The organism is Effusibacillus lacus, assembly GCF_002335525.1.
Lineage (GTDB): Bacteria > Bacillota > Bacilli > Tumebacillales > Effusibacillaceae > Effusibacillus > Effusibacillus lacus.
In genome coordinates, this window is sequence record NZ_BDUF01000109.1 from 126,596 (window position 1) to 141,895 (window position 15,300).

Annotated in this window: 15 protein-coding genes and 1 riboswitch; of the genes, 2 read left to right on the plus strand and 13 right to left on the minus strand. The window is 47.9% G+C overall.

The genetic code is table 11. The annotated features are described in order from the left end of the window. Positions 1-284: 284 nt before the first annotated feature. A riboswitch (cyclic di-AMP (ydaO/yuaA leader) is annotated at positions 285-429 on the plus strand. Positions 430-435: 6 nt separating this feature from the next. Next, on the plus strand, positions 436-1,206 hold the full coding sequence (locus EFBL_RS18495; protein ID WP_096183912.1) for a C40 family peptidase: 771 nt from the start codon (positions 436-438) through the stop codon (positions 1,204-1,206). A 46-nt stretch (positions 1,207-1,252) separates the two neighbouring features. On the opposite strand, the gene EFBL_RS18500 is transcribed toward EFBL_RS18495, so the two are convergent. The 5 genes from EFBL_RS18500 to cotE form a co-directional block, all read right to left on the minus strand. Next, on the minus strand, positions 1,253-2,308 hold the full coding sequence (locus EFBL_RS18500; protein WP_096183914.1) for a YheC/YheD family endospore coat-associated protein: 1,056 nt from the start codon (positions 2,306-2,308) through the stop codon (positions 1,253-1,255). Positions 2,309-2,345: 37 nt separating this feature from the next. Beyond that, positions 2,346-3,785 (minus strand): putative amidoligase domain-containing protein, encoded by a 1,440-nt coding sequence (locus EFBL_RS18505; RefSeq protein WP_096183916.1) that lies wholly within the window; start codon positions 3,783-3,785, stop codon positions 2,346-2,348. Between the two features lie 21 nt (positions 3,786-3,806). Then, positions 3,807-5,180, minus strand: a complete 1,374-nt coding sequence (locus EFBL_RS18510; RefSeq protein WP_096183918.1) for a YheC/YheD family endospore coat-associated protein — start codon at positions 5,178-5,180, stop codon at positions 3,807-3,809. Positions 5,181-5,206: 26 nt separating this feature from the next. Then, positions 5,207-6,568, minus strand: a complete 1,362-nt coding sequence (locus tag EFBL_RS18515; protein WP_096183920.1) for a YheC/YheD family endospore coat-associated protein — start codon at positions 6,566-6,568, stop codon at positions 5,207-5,209. 84 nt (positions 6,569-6,652) lie between these two features. Beyond that, positions 6,653-7,189 (minus strand): outer spore coat protein CotE, encoded by a 537-nt coding sequence (cotE, locus tag EFBL_RS18520; RefSeq protein WP_096183922.1) that lies wholly within the window; start codon positions 7,187-7,189, stop codon positions 6,653-6,655. 414 nt (positions 7,190-7,603) lie between these two features. Between cotE and EFBL_RS18530 the strand changes: the two genes are divergently transcribed. Further along, positions 7,604-7,798, plus strand: coding sequence for a hypothetical protein (locus EFBL_RS18530; protein WP_096183926.1), 195 nt, complete (start codon positions 7,604-7,606; stop codon positions 7,796-7,798). Between the two features lie 444 nt (positions 7,799-8,242). Here the strand turns inward: EFBL_RS18530 and EFBL_RS18535 are convergent, their stop codons facing one another. The 8 genes from EFBL_RS18535 to recA form a co-directional block, all read right to left on the minus strand. Beyond that, the gene (locus tag EFBL_RS18535; RefSeq protein WP_231705886.1) at positions 8,243-9,070 is read right to left on the minus strand and encodes a PHP domain-containing protein; all 828 of its coding nucleotides are present in this window, start codon (positions 9,068-9,070) and stop codon (positions 8,243-8,245) included. A 5-nt stretch (positions 9,071-9,075) separates the two neighbouring features. Further along, positions 9,076-10,026 (minus strand): dipeptidase, encoded by a 951-nt coding sequence (locus EFBL_RS18540; RefSeq protein ID WP_165912449.1) that lies wholly within the window; start codon positions 10,024-10,026, stop codon positions 9,076-9,078. Between the two features lie 85 nt (positions 10,027-10,111). Further along, positions 10,112-10,372, minus strand: a complete 261-nt coding sequence (gene spoVS, locus EFBL_RS18545) for a stage V sporulation protein SpoVS (protein ID WP_018133374.1) — start codon at positions 10,370-10,372, stop codon at positions 10,112-10,114. A 131-nt stretch (positions 10,373-10,503) separates the two neighbouring features. Further along, positions 10,504-11,274 (minus strand): TIGR00282 family metallophosphoesterase, encoded by a 771-nt coding sequence (locus EFBL_RS18550; RefSeq protein ID WP_096183932.1) that lies wholly within the window; start codon positions 11,272-11,274, stop codon positions 10,504-10,506. An 85-nt stretch (positions 11,275-11,359) separates the two neighbouring features. Beyond that, positions 11,360-11,863 carry a hypothetical protein gene (locus EFBL_RS18555; protein WP_096183934.1) on the minus strand — a complete coding sequence of 168 codons (504 nt, stop codon included), beginning with the start codon at positions 11,861-11,863 and terminating at the stop codon, positions 11,360-11,362. 134 nt (positions 11,864-11,997) lie between these two features. Then, on the minus strand, positions 11,998-13,539 hold the full coding sequence (gene rny / locus EFBL_RS18560; RefSeq protein WP_096183936.1) for a ribonuclease Y: 1,542 nt from the start codon (positions 13,537-13,539) through the stop codon (positions 11,998-12,000). Between the two features lie 214 nt (positions 13,540-13,753). Beyond that, a complete protein-coding gene (locus EFBL_RS18565; protein ID WP_096183938.1) occupies positions 13,754-14,389 on the minus strand; it encodes a regulatory protein RecX in 636 nt (211 codons plus the stop codon). Continuing rightward, on the minus strand, positions 14,386-15,300 hold a 915-nt coding region (gene recA, locus EFBL_RS18570), incomplete at its 5' end, for a recombinase RecA (protein ID WP_231705887.1). The genes EFBL_RS18565 and recA, both read right to left, overlap by 4 nt.

Below are 15,300 nucleotides of genomic sequence, written 5' to 3' on the forward strand. Positions count from 1 at the left end.
GACGAAGGTTTTGTGAACGTCGATTCCACAACAGACAGGGTAGACAATTTTTAAAGCCATAGGTTATCTCCTTTCCAGGATATACAAGGATAGTCAGCAGGGACTGATTGCCCAGCAATAAACGAGTTGTTTATACAAAGATAAGTCTGCGTGCTCGAAGCGACACTTATTTGTGCTTGGAAAGGCAATCTACACATATAACCATGCGGTCACCCCGTAAAAAGAGGAGGCCCACTCACCTCCACGTGATTTGTAGTGTACTGATATCCCTGTAACTCAAGAATACAAAAAAATCGCTCAAGGATAACGGATTTCATTCCGTTTTGTGCCTTGAGCGAAGCGAAAGGAATGGGTATAACCATGAAAATGGTCGGGAAATTCCCTAACCGAACCCTTCAGCTAACCTCGTAGGCTTTCAAGGGAGGAAACTTCATAATGGCAAAATGCAAGAAACTGTTGCTGTCTGCCGTAGTTCTTGGACTTTCGGTGGCGGCCGCCAGCCCCGCCATGGCCGCTCATGACAACACTCTTTCGAGAAGTGAGGCCATCGCCAAGTACAAAAAGTACTATGACGACTATCAGCGGGATGAACTGGTCAAAGTCAAGCAGTATCGCGACAACTACCAAAGCATGAACGGCAGCCTTGCCGATCAGATCATTGAACGTGCAATCTGGTACATGGAAAACGGTTACATGGTCTACGGCCACGGTTACAAATCTTATGAAAAAAAAGGGCTTGTTGACTGTTCCGAGTTCACCAAATTGGTGTACGGGGACTTTGGTTTCAAGATTTCCGAAGTGGCTCGCAAATATGACGAGGTCGGAAGTAAAGTCAGCGGCGTATATCCCAAGAAAGTAAACGGAAAATGGAAACTTGAAGGTACTGAAAATCTTCGCCCGGGGGACATCCTGACCTGGTGGAAAAAGGATAATAACGGAAAATATATCGGGCATGTTGCAATCTATATGGGCATGCTGAACGGTGAACCAGCCGTAATCGGAACCCGTGGCGACGGAAATCCCACCGCCATCGGGATCGTAAACAACTTTGACTACTGGTGGGGAGAACATTTCTTCACGGCACGAAGAGTATTGCCGGATGGTTCCTGGACACCGGGCAAAACAATTACAGGCCATGAAGACAAGGGACCGGTAATTCCAAAATCCTATGTATTACCGCCTCAGCGGCCGATCGTAATGCCGTAGCAATCTGATTGAACAGCAAAACCCTCACCCAATCGGGTGGGGGTTGTTATTTCCGGCTCTCAACGATTGCCCTATTGAAGGACAAATACCTGCAAAACTCCAACACTCTTTGAATGGACAGCTTTTGAATTTCTGGTTCGTCAAACTTGCCCGGTTTGGCATTTGCCTCAAAGAACCAGGGCCTTCCCTCTTCGTCAACTCCGATATCCATTGACATTTCGCCAAGAATTCCCGGGGTTTTCTTCTCTATGACAGCGGCGAGTTTCAACGCTTTGTCTTTCACGTCATCCAAAATCTGAACCCCTTTTTTGTGAAAAGAGGCCAATAACGCTTCTCGGGCGTCCCAAACGGCCCCCCCATTGGGAACGTGTGTCAAAATCCCATACCTGGGCGCAACACGTGCGCCGACTCCCGTCACGCACCAGTTTCCGTACCGGTTCTTCTGCACCAAGACCCGCAAATCATAAATATGTCCGTTGACCCTTGCCAGGGAGATGCCTTTTTGCAGAACATATTTTTTGTGCCGTCTGTTTTGTGATAGCTTGTAATATAAGTCTTGAATCCGCATGTTTTCACATGTTTGAATTCCCTTTAACTGCTTCCAAACCAATGCTTCGTTATCTGCATAATCGATTCGGATAATTCCCTTTCCCCCGTAACTCTGAACGGGCTTGGCATATAACTGCCTGCAAGTTTCCAGCATTTCCCGCAAGTGGGAGAGTGAGTGGAGCTCTTCCGTCTCAGGCAACAACTCCCGAGTTTCAGAATGGCTTCCGACGATTTTGTAGAGTTTTCCTTTGTCAAAATACCCCGGGTTAAATACCGGGATCTCCAGATTTTCAAGTTCCCGCAGTACCTGTTGGGCAATTGGACCGTTTTCGACTCTTCGGGCAAGAATTCGGTTGTAAACCACAGTCGGGAACGGACATAACACTCTTTCCCACTTCCCGTTCCATCTGTATCCTTCACATGTCAGGGTTTCCATATCCATGCTGTCAATCGGTATCACATAAACGGGGATTTTCATGCGCTTTCCCGTTTTAATGAATTCTCGCATGTTGCCCCGATCCATCAATTTTGCGGTGAGAATTCCCACGATCATTCAAGTTCATCCTTTCATGGGCTGCCCTCACGACATTTTATGCACGTATCCGTTTATCCGTTCGTTGTTGTGATCTTCCGTATTTGATTCCCCATGTGCGTTTAATGTCGTTCGATTCATCCCATGACTCCCCTTTTTGGATCATATTGGGAATGATATCCAGATACTCTTCATATCTTTGATAGGTATTCGTACTTTGAATGTCCTTCCACAGGTCTTCAAAAAATGGCCGGAGGGTTTCCTTGTCCCCGTTATAAAAAGCTTTCTGCAATTCAGGAAGCGAGAGTGGCGTCTTCCTTAAATCCCAATAATGAGTAGCCACCAAATGCGCTAAACATAAGACAGCCCTCGCAATTTCGGGTGAAACAATCCAACTGCTCAATGTTCGATATTCCCATCCGCCATGGGACTTAAGCCGGATATCCCCAAGGAATCCATACTTTGGTCTTCTTTTCACCGAAGCGGAAGTATCCTCCAATAACATCACGGGAAGTGCCAGATAGCTGTCCATGGCTTTGATCAATCGGCTGGATAAAGGCAGATTGGAAAAGTGGATATGTCCGCCAATGGCAAATTTCTTTAATGGCATGGATCCGGCCAACCACTGTAAGTGCTTCGGGACCAGACGTTTTGCTACCTTCATTGTCTCTTCAATGTTATTGACCAGGTCCAATGGCGAAGAACTGGGATCCGGCCGCAGTTCCGCCAGCGGAAAACGGCGTCCCAATCTTCTGATGCTTAACGCATCACAGCCTACCTTTCCGTTCCTTGGGAGGTAACTGGAGGCAATTACCAACTTCCCTTCCTGGTTGCGCAGCACAAACTCCAGATCGGTTCCCATCAAAAAAGAAGGAGTAAACGGATACTCCTCTTCACTTATCCAATCAAGGATCGCATTCACGTAATGATCCAGCAGTTTCTCTTTAAGTACAGGTGTCGGCGACACATCCAGAACATACAACACTTTTTGCGAAGTCATGCCAATGCTGACCAGTCCAAAATCAAGCCCCAAAGCATGAACAGCCCGGACAGCCAAACGTGTGACCCTTGTCGCAATCTTGTCCTCGTCCAGCCGGATTTCTCTGAAATTTTCCTGTACCTGACTGATGCGCTTGTTCAGCCAGATGGGGTTTCCATCTATACGGTACAAGGCCAACGCTCGCATATTGAATACCGGAACCCGGTAATGTCTGGATAAAGAAACACTCCTTTCCCTTCCTTCTGTTGACGACAGGCAACGAATTCCGTTTACCCGAAATATGGACTGCATTTCATGTCGGGAACGGGTCGCCAGGATCGCAAATCTCGGATTGAGTGTTACTTCCGGAACGGAGTCGCTGCCTATTGTATTTCCCCATCGAATCACCAAGTCTTTGTTGGTGACTGATTCCAGGCTTTCAATTCCGGTTAGCTTTGGGATACGCCTCAATAATCGTTTGGCTGTCGGTTGTCCGGTATGCAGAAGCAGGTACCCCATCGTTCGTCTCCTTTCTTCGAATCATTGGGTAATTCCAGCCAGATATTTTCCGTACAAGAGAGGCCGACGAAATGATTTCACCACCAGCTTCATGGAACCTTGTTCCGTAAACGGCTTCTTCCACGGTTTCGAATTGACTTCGATCAGCCAGACCCACCCTTTAGCGTCGATTCCGATGTCAAGTCCCAGTTCCCCCAGTTGCATCCCGGAAGCCTTTTCCAACACGACCGGTACCAGCTTCACTAGCTTGTCGATCTTTTTCTTGTAACTTCTGATCTCCTCCTGGTTCGTACATATCTTTTGCAGGACATTCGGAACAGAAACCGCATCACCACCCGTGCTCAGGTTTGAAATGAAATCTCCCTCCTGGGCCACCCTGCAGTACATTTTTGTCCGTCTCCATTTGCCGGTATGATCTTTTTGCATCAGAACACGGATGTCGAAGGGTCGCCCCTCATAGGTCTTTAACTGCAAACCTTCCTGTACAATAAAAGGCCTTCTTTTTAGTCTCCTATCCAGTCTATTCAATACATGTCTGGTAGACTTCTTGATTCCATGGAATTGGATTCCGTTTTTGCCACGAACCTGATACATGTATCTTCCGTCTATCAGCCGAACCAATTTGATAATGCCCAGGCCTTTGGTGCCGTTAACAGGCTTGAAGTAGACCGGATTATGCTTTTTTAGAAAGGGCTCGGTTTTTTTCAAATCTACATGCTGAATCGTGGCCGGCAGATAGACCTTTGTTTCGTCTGATGAATTCAGCCAATCGTGAACTTGAACCTTGTCAAAGTATCCGGGGTTAAAATAGGCAGAACCCAATTTTGCAATCAGTTTCTCTTTCATTGTCTTCACAAAGGGGGTATTTTCGAATTTACGGGTGATGATCTGGTCGTAAACCACATCGGGAAAAGGGACGTCCCGAATTTCCCAAGTCATCTTTTCGTTTGTCTTTTTCAACACGTACCCTCTCAGCTTGTCGGAAACCAACTCCTGTGGAGAGAATAAGTATGCATACATTCGCTCTTCCGTTGCAAGCGTTAACAGATGTTTGAAAACCGGAGCTTGCTGACCGTCGATTCCCCCGTCTTTGACCCGGATATTTGCCAAGATTCCAAGAACAGGTCCCAGTCGAAGCTTTTCACCGTCTGTATAAAGCAAGAGTTTTGCTCCCTCGAACAGGGCCAGTGATTCCATTACATCGGGAGAAAATGCGCAAACGGAAGGCCTTTCGTTCATCGGAAAAAGCACACGCACCGACCTGCTGATTCCTCCGCATTGAATTACATGCCTTCCGGGCAAGATTCCAAGTTCGTTACACAGGTTTTTAGCGAGAAACAGGTCGCCAGCATGCTCAGAGGAAACAGATGTGATGGTAACAGGAACCCTTTTCAACTCACATCTTCCCCCCTCGTAGGCGTTTATTGGTTCGATTGACCGAATCCGACCGTATACCTAGCATATTCAAGAGGCCTTTTTAGTGACAGCGCCCGTATCCCGGTATCCGTCATCCTTAGCATCTTCCGGCCCGGATTCGGATTGACCTCGATCAACCAGGGATGTCCGGAAGAATCAAGCCCGAAATCAATTCCCAATTCGCCGATACCCGAAAATCTCCGGTCAAGCCGCTTCCCTATGGAGAAGGCCAGGCCATCAAATTTCTCAATAACAAACCGTATCCGGAGCAAACTGAGCCCTGTTTGCTGCAAAAACTCTTCTGCTGGCAATACATCAGCTCCGGTAGACACGTTGGTAGTGACGCTGTCTTTTTGTCCCATTCGTGCAATTCGGGCGGTCACCTTCCATTTGCCGGTCCCGTCTTTCTGAATCAACCAGCGAAAGTCGGCCGGTCGCCCATTTTTGTCTGCAACCAATCGAATCCCTTGTTGTACCAGGAAGGGACGGCCCGATATGAATTTCCTGACAAACCAACTATTGTTCTTGTTGAGATCGATGGTTGCCCTGCGGGTTTCCGAACCTCTTTGAAATTCCAATCGTACCGACTGCAGGCTGGACAGCCGCTCAAGACGGTAAACGCCCCTCCCCTGTGTGCCATTCAATGGCTTTACATAGATTAACTTATGGGATTCCAACATTGTTGTGACATCTGTTAACGAGTTGATTTTCCTGGTTTCAGGAAGGAACGGAACGATGTTTCGATCCTTTGAGAGTAATCGATGAATGTTCCATTTTGCCCCCATATTCCGATAAAGAAACCTGCATCCGGTAGCCCGCAGCAACCGGATGTCTCGCTTTGCAACTGTTTTGAGATCTGATGGTATAGAAATGATTTTTCGAATACAAAAATCCGGCCAAGGGAATTCCATCGCTTTCCATTTATCAGAAACCTTGTCATAGCGCCAACCGGTCACAATTTTTTTGTCAGGCAACATACCTCCGATCGAAATCACATAAAACGGAATCCCAAGTTCATCGGCAATTTCCGTCATGTCTTTCAAAAGAGTTGTAATGCTTGCAAACGGCCACTGAGGGTCCTTTGTCCGATTGCAGTAGACTGCCACAAACGGCCCCAACCGGATCCCGGACCTGTCCGCCTTCCAGGAAATGACGGTTGATGGCAACCTCAAATCTTGCTTTATGTCGGTTGAAAGTGCAAAGTGATCCAGCTTGTGAGGGTAAACAGCTGCCATCACCTGTTTTTGACCGGCAGCCACCCGAATTCGCTTGCCCTGCTCCCATCGAAACCGGCGCAACCATTTTTCCGGAACCCGAACAACTCTTTGTTCCAGTTCAATCAAGTCAAAATATCCGTTCCCCACCATAGGTCTTCCCCCTTTCGCGAAGAAGAAAAAAAGGGCACAGCGGCCCCTAAGGAAAAAACGGGCGACGCAGCGGGAGCGTCGCCGTCAGTCTTCGAATTCGTCTTCCTCGAAGATGTCTTCTTCCAACGAATCTTCGTCGTCTTTGTCACTGGGCGGGTCACAAACCAGCACGAACAGTTTTGTTTTTCCCATGACCTCTACAGCCAGTTCTTTCTCTATCCGAACCAGAATCTCATTACCGCCGTCTACAACAGTAGCGTCCAAACAGTTCGGCTGCTGCAGCACCTTTACCGTCACCTGCATCCCGTCCCTGCTGCAGAGAGGATCCAGTTCACGGAGCGGAATCTGTTGGACATACGATACGGTATCTTTCGCCACACCGGTCTCGGTATTGCCGTTGTATGAGTACCAAACGTTCACATCAAACCGTCCGTGAACCTCAACGAAGTCTCCAACCATTTCCGCGTTGCATGAGTGGTTCATCACCCAGCATCCGCCTATGGTAGAAGGCCGGTTAGCAGGACGAATGGTGTACGTTGTCTGCGAATACTTGCTGCCTTTTCCGCAGACCGCTTGGGTGTAGATCTCCCGGCAACGTACGTCCTTGTCAAAGTGTGCCATTCCAGCTACCTCCTTTACAGGATATATGGGGCCTGGCTTGATTGCTTCCCTTAGGTTGCAAACGTACTACATGCTATGCGTGACATTTGTATTAGGTGCATCCGCCCATATTTACGCCCATGCAGATGTTGTGTTCCAGGTACATAGCCAAATGCCCCGGGTCATCTGTCCGTATATCCTATGCCGCCTCGGATATTTGGGTACTTGCGGAAGCGCCCAAAAAAACCCCGGTATGGCGGTTTTTTACTTGGAGGAAATTATAATTTTCAAGGTAACAAGTATAAGTGCTTGCACTTTGGTGGGTATAGCTTTGGCATTCACCAAGAAAAACACTTGGCGAATGCCAAGTTTTCAATATAAATCTGCCATACTGGGCATTTTATAATCTAGTACAGTCGAAAGGTGGGAATTTGTGTGCCAAACCACAAAGACATCTTCCGAAACAAACTTGATTTTTCGAGGGAAGAATTCACCACTGAACTGTACAAACCTCTCGGAATGCCAAGACCCCGAGAGAAAAAGTCGCAGAAGGTCCAATATGCCAAGCATGACTTCACTCACAAGTCATTGAAGCGGCAAATGCACGAAAAGGATGGCCGCGATACCTAAGTGGCACCCAATGCGATGGCCCGCAGGTGACTGCGGGCCAACAATAATTATTCAAATTAGCAGAACAAGTCCCTTCTCAGCCAGTATGATCTCGTTATCAAAGGTCTCAGCTGCTTCCTCCGACAGCTTTTGTCGCAGGATTCCTCCCCTTGATTCGACAAAGATTAATCCAAAAATTAAAAAATAAATCGAATTTGGGCGAAAAATTTAATTTCCACGGAAACATTATTCATCCCCATTTCTATACTTTTCATCCCCTTAAAAAAATCCCCTCTAAAAGAAGGGATCTAAGGTTCATAAGGATTCGTCTGCCTGCCCGAAGTTGCGAAATCTTTTGCTCTAATTCCCGGATCTTCTCCTCCACGCTGACATCATCATGAAAATCCAAGGAGAAGTCACCCCTTTTGTCAGCCTTCTACCACAGTAAATACCTGATTATTGGGATTAAAACAGCCCAGACTTTTCTTTTAGGGCATCAACCACATACTTGGTGACGGTTACAGAGCCCAAATCCCCTCTGTGTTCAGCTCCGGAACCATGAAAATCAGAGCCGCCTGTTGCAATCAATCCCAGTTCCCTGGCCAACTTTGCATATCGGGCTCGGGCTTCTGCCGGATGGTCCGGATGAGCGGTTTCGATGCCCAATAAACCGGCAGGCATCAATTCTTTGATCAGCGCATCCTTACCCACAAGCCCCGGATGGGCCAGGACAGGAACGCCCTTTGCCTCTCGAATCATGCGAATGGCATCTGCTGGTGCCAGCTTGAATCGCTCCACATAGGCTGGCGCCCCTAGCCCCAGGTATCTGTAAAATGCATCGCGCATGTCCAGCGCATACCCCTTTTTTATCAAAACTCTTGCAATATGAGGACGGCCGATTGCCCCCTCCCCCGCCTCCTTGATAATTTCATTCCTGTCGATAACGATTCCCAACTCGTCCAGCTTCTCCACAATCCGGTTCATACGTGTGATTCTCTCGGTTCGAAGTTTGCTGAACAATTCCTGAAGAGACTTGGAGTGCCGGTCAAAATAATACCCCAGTACATGGACCTCTTTGCCTTCATATTCAGTATTGATCTCAACCCCAGGGACCACGTCTATTTGCATTCTTTGTCCCTCTTCCATTGCTTCTGCAATCCCGTCCGTTGAATCGTGGTCTGTCACTGCCACGCCGTACAAACCCCGTTCCTTTGCATACCTGACAAGCTGGCCCGGTGAAAATGTGCCGTCTGAAGCCGTGGTATGGGCATGAAGATCATATAGATCGCTCACAACTATCACCCCTGTTTAAGAACAGACTTCAGCACCCGCAAAAGATTGCCGCCACATATTTTGGCTGTAACTTCATCCCCGTATACCTGCTGCAACCGGGCGATCAGCCTCGGATAATCTTCACCGTTCCGCAGGTCCGTCATGGTCGTCGGAATTCCGTCAAAATCCGAGCCCAGCCCGATATGATTATCTCCTGCCAGTTCAATAATATGATCCATGTGCCGCAACAAATCGTCGATTCCTACATCACCTTCTCCTATAAAATAGGGTACAAACGTAACACCGACAACACCACCGCATTCGGAGATACCCTTAATTTGACTGTCATCGAGATTGCGTTTGTGGGGACAGACCGATTTGGCATTGGAATGCGACGCAATAACCGGTTTCTGTGTGATCTCAAGAACATTCCAGAATCCCTGCGGAGCGAGATGGGAGACGTCCACCAGCATCCCCAAACGGTTCATTTCAAGAACGACTTCACGTCCAAAAGGAGTCAATCCGTTGTCAATCTTCTCCCCGACTCCCGATGCGATGGAGTTTCGAAAATTCCAGGTAAGTCCCATGGCCCGTACACCAAGGGAGTACAAAATACGCAAATGTCGAAGGTCCCCGGTTAAAAAATCGCCTCCTTCGATCGAAAGAAGCGCCGATTTCACACCCGATCGGCGATTCCGTTCGATGTCAGAGTAGTTGTAGACGGGACGAAGCCGATTGTCTCGACATACCTCCGACCGAAAGGTTTCTATGCAGGCCAGAATCATTGACAAATGCTCCTGAGGGGTGTATGGCGGATCCACGTACAGGGCAAAAAACTGCAGATCAATACCTGCCCGCTCCATCCTTGAATAATTTAATTGCAGCGGGGAATTGGGGTCGTAAAAATCCAGATGCTCCTGTTCCATTCGATACAGGATGTCTGCATGACCATCTATCAGAAAGGGTTTTCTGCTCATATCTCCACTCCAAAAAATAAAAGTCCTGTTTACTGTACCGCGTAAACAGGCCATTATACCGCAACAATCAAGTTTGGGTGTATGATTATCTAGGCTCAACAATCAGTTTGATCGCGGTTCGTTCTTCCCCGTCAATCTGAATGTCGGTGAAAGCCGGAATGCAGATCAGGTCAACACCGCTGGGCGCCACAAACCCTCTTGCGATTGCCACCGCTTTGATTGCTTGATTGAGCGCCCCTGCTCCGATGGCCTGAAGTTCTGCTGCACCCCGTTCCCGGAGTACACCCGCAAGTGCGCCTGCCACAGAATTAGGATTGGACTTTGCTGAAACTTTTAATACTTCCATAAACATGGACCTCCACGAGTGAAAAATTTTCTGCGACTCACTCTAACTATATTCGCAGTCTAACAGAAAATTCCTGCCTCGTGGTTGCTAATTTTCAAAAAATTTGTTCGCTATTTTGTTAAATTATTAAATTACTTTAAAGTGATTCGCTTGATCGAAGCTGCCTTCCCTTGCTCCGTAAGTTCCAGAAACAATGCGTTCAACATAGCCGGACCTTGTTCCACTTCGAGCCGGACTGGCATTTGTGTAAGAAATCGCTGCAGTACCTGTTCTTTCTTCATGCCGATGATGCTATTGACCGGCCCGCACATTCCCACGTCCGTCAGATATGCAGTGCCACCAGGGAAAATCTGTTCGTCTGCCGTTTGAACATGGGTATGTGTACCAACTACTGCAGACACACGCCCATCCAGATAATGAGCCAAAGCTAATTTTTCCGATGTGGCCTCCGCATGGAAATCAATAAATATATGTGGTGTAACCGGTTCAATTTCGGACAAAATTTGATCTGCTGTTGTAAACGGGGAATCGTAGTCCCCCATGAATACCCTTCCAATCAAATTGATAACGGCAATTTGTGCCTGGTTGACCTTGACAAGAGTATAGCCCAGCCCGGGAACCCCTTTGGGATAATTGGCCGGACGTACAATGCGTCTTTCGTTCTCTATGTACCCCAAGATTTCACGGTTGTCCCAGACGTGGTTTCCCATGGTTAAGATATCGATGTTGGCGTCAAACAAAGCTTCGGCAAGCTTGGGAGTTAAACCACGGCCATTTGACGCATTCTCGGCGTTGGCTATGATCAAGTCGGGGTGATATTCCTTCTGAAGTTCGGGCAGTTTCTGCTCCACGATCATACGACCGGGATTCCCCACAATGTCGCCAATAAATAAGATTCTCACACCGCACTCCCCTAACATCCATTACCTTAGTCGGGAACTGGATCCACAACCGAAGCCAATCCCCAGGAACTATCATACATGATTCCTACCGGTTATATACAAACACTTTGCCGCCTTCCCGATACGCAACAATCTGCTGTTGTTCCTCCAGGATACCTCGGTGATCCAGCAGCCGATTTATCAATTCTTCCTGCATCTCAAGATCTTCTTCTTCAATCATAAGAGGGTCAAGGGCCACTTGTTTGGCAAAATGATCTTGCAGCACCGCTGTCAGGAGATGAATCTCAGAGGTGCTGACACGGTTGACCAATTGTTCATAGGTAACCACGGTTATGTCCTCCAATGGCATGAAAACCAATTCCCCCAGCGGCGGAAAATGCCTGTCAAAATTGGCACAAGTATCAAAGTAAATTCTTAAGTTGTCCATACAAGCAGATTGTCGTGCCTGATCCAGTTTGCCCTGGAGAAAAAAAGTGAATATCAAAGACCGGTTGTTAGGGTCATACCGGACAGAGGATACTTCCGGATAACGAATCAGCATCGAAATCAGCAAATGAGTTGCCGGTGATTCGTTCTTGTGAACACTCATTTCATCCACTACTTTCGTCTATTCTGCGCGTTTTGGTTTGTTATCAGATACGTAATTCGCTTTATTTCGTTGAAAATCCTTCAGGGAATTGGAGTAAATAAATCCAAAAAAAATAAAGTAGCCTTACGGCTACTCTACTTTGCGTATTCGACGGCTCTGGTCTCACGAATGACTGTAACTTTAATCTGCCCAGGATAATCCAGTTCTGCTTCGATCTTCTTGGAAATCTCCTTAGCGACGCGTACCGATTCTGCGTCGTCGATCTGCTCAGGCTTAACAATAATACGGATTTCACGACCTGCTTGGATCGCGTAAGACTTTTCAACGCCTTCAAAGGATTCGGCGATTTCTTCCAATTTTTCAAGACGTTTCAGATAAATATCCAGGGTTTCCCGGCGAGCTCCCGGCCTTGCAGCGGAAATTGCGTCTGCAGCAGCCACAATGACGGAGATTGGAGAAGTAAACTCAATATCACCGTGATGGGCCCCAATCGCGTTGATGACAATCGGGTGCTCTTTATATTTCTTTGCAAGGTCAACCCCAATTTCAACGTGAGATCCTTCCACTTCATGGGTGATCGCTTTGCCTACATCGTGCAAGAGACCACCACGACGAGCCAAATTCACATCAAGTCCCAATTCAGCTGCCATAAGACCTGCCAAATGAGCAACTTCCATCGAATGTTTCAATACGTTTTGACCATAGCTAGTCCGATACTTCAAACGACCAAGAATTTTCACGAGATCAGGGTGAATCCCGCTGACTCCCGTTTCAAAGGTGGCTTGTTCACCCTCTTCGCGAATCCGGTCATCGATTTCGCGGCGCGCTTTCTCGACCATTTCTTCGATTCTGGCCGGATGAATTCGTCCATCTGCGACCAGTTTCTCCAGTGCCACCCGTGCTACTTCTCTGCGAATCGGATCAAATCCTGACAAAATGACAGCTTCCGGTGTGTCATCGATGATCAGGTCAATGCCTGTCAACGTCTCAAGGGCTCGTATATTGCGACCCTCTCTGCCGATAATCCGGCCTTTCATTTCATCATTCGGCAGTGAAACAACTGATACGGTGGTTTCTGCCACATGATCGGCAGCACAGCGCTGAATGGCAGTGGCAATAATTTCTTTTGCTTTCTTTTCTGCTTCATCTCTCGCTTGCTGCTCAATCTCCTTCATCAAGATAGCAGCTTCATGCCGGCATTCCGCTTCCACGTTGGCAAGCAGAATGGACTTCGCTTCTTCTTGAGTCAAACCGGAGATTCTTTCCAGTTCTGCAACTTGTTTTTTGTACAGATCTTCCACTTTCTCACGCTGTTCTTCCACCTGGCGCTCTTTGTTCGCCAACATTTCGGCACGATTCTCAATTGCTTCGGTTTTGCGGTCCAGCGTTTCCTCTTTCTGCAACAAGCGGCGTTCCAAACGTTGAATCTCATTGCGACGTTCACGAATGTCTTTCTCTGCTTCAGCCCGAAGTCTGTGGACTTCTTCTTTTGCTTCCAATATCGCTTCTTTCTTTTTGGCTTCCGCTTCCCTGTTCGCCTCTTCCACAATCTGAGAGGCGCGCACTTCAGCGGCAGCCGTTTTGCCTTCAGCAATGTTCCGTCGCCAAAAATAACCGACTCCTATTCCAACCAGGAGCGCAACAACGGCAAAAGCAATTGTAGCTGGCAATCCCATTGTTCAAGCCTCCTTGCTCAAGACTGAAATAAATGCCTGAGCTCGGACGCAGCCTTGCCTAAACGGCAAGGAATCAATCGGTAATCATGCAATGCCATTTGGCAAAGACCATTAAAGCTGTTCATACGCATTTTCAATTGTAGCCTTATGAGAAACCAATGTCAAGAAAAGGCAGTTCAAAGGGTTTCTTCGTTTAAGTATCATTAATGAGCATTTAAACTTTCCGGATATTTTTCAGGATGCTTTGGATTGTTTCGGCCGAAAACCCTTTGCTGGCCAGGAACCTGGCGATTCTCTGTTCCGTTTTCCGGTTTTGCTCACGGTCTTTTCCTTTTTGAAGAGACATTCTGCTGAGCAAGCGTTTTGCTGCTTCCACCTCATCTCCATAAACGGCCATCGCCCGCTCGATGGTATCATTATGGATTCCTTTCTGCTGCAGTTCCCACCGGATCATCCTCCGTCCGCGCGGCTTTGCTTCCAGCCGCTGGCGAACAAACTCCGAAGCAAACTCATCATCGTTCAGGTATCCTTGTGACTCAAGAAATTTTACTGCGACCTCCGCAACTTCCTGAGGGATCTCTTTCCTGATTAAATAGGAAAGCACCTGCTGCCGGCTTCTGGAACGTGCTGAAATATACCGAATCGCCAATTCCTTGGCCTGTAAACATTCTTCTTCCTGTTTCCAGCGCGATACATCCTCTGCGGTTACCTCCTGCCCTATCCGTAGTTTCAGATGATAGGCCAGTTCCCGACGTATGCCCAATACGAATTCGCCATCCACAAAAAGACTCACCCGGTCCGGATGAGCCTTCTGTGTTTGGATGGCACTGATCTTGCCAAGCGAGCTCATTCGTCGATGAACTCCTCGTCGTCACTGTCAAAACCGCCGGCAGGAACCGAAATGGGAGCTCCCACTTGGTAGGTTTCACGGATTTTCTGTTCAATCTTGTCCGCAATTCGCGGGTTGTCCTTCAGGAACTGCTTCGCATTCTCACGTCCCTGGCCCAAACGTTCCTCTTCAAAAGAATACCAGGCACCACTCTTGGCAATAATGTCCAGTTCGGTTCCCATGTCAATAATCGTTCCCTCGCGGGAGATGCCCTCGCCAAACATGATATCCACATCCACCGATTTAAACGGCGGAGCCACTTTGTTCTTCACCACTTTGATCTTGGTTCGGTTGCCGACGAGATCGTTGCCTTGCTTGAGAGCTTCCGCACGCCGAACTTCCAGACGAATCGAAGAGTAAAACTTGAGTGCCCGACCGCCAGTTGTGGTTTCCGGGTTTCCGAACATCACCCCGACCTTTTCCCGGATTTGGTTAATAAAGATGGCGATAGTCTTAGACTTGGAAATAGCACCGGAGAGCTTTCGAAGAGCTTGTGACATCAAACGCGCCTGCAACCCCACATGGGAATCACCCATTTCCCCTTCAATCTCCGCCTTTGGCACAAGTGCCGCAACCGAGTCTATCACGATTATGTCAACAGCGCCGGAACGGACCAACGCCTCGGCGATCTCCAACGCCTGTTCCCCTGTATCCGGTTGGGCAATCAGCAATTCATCAATATTGACGCCCAGCTTTTGTGCATAAATGGGATCCAAAGCATGTTCCGCATCGATAAAAGCTGCTTGTCCGCCTCGTTTTTGCACTTCTGCGATGGCATGTAATGTCACCGTGGTTTTGCCTGATGACTCCGGGCCATATACTTCCACAATCCTCCCGCGTGGAAAACCACCGACACCCAAAGCGATGTCAAG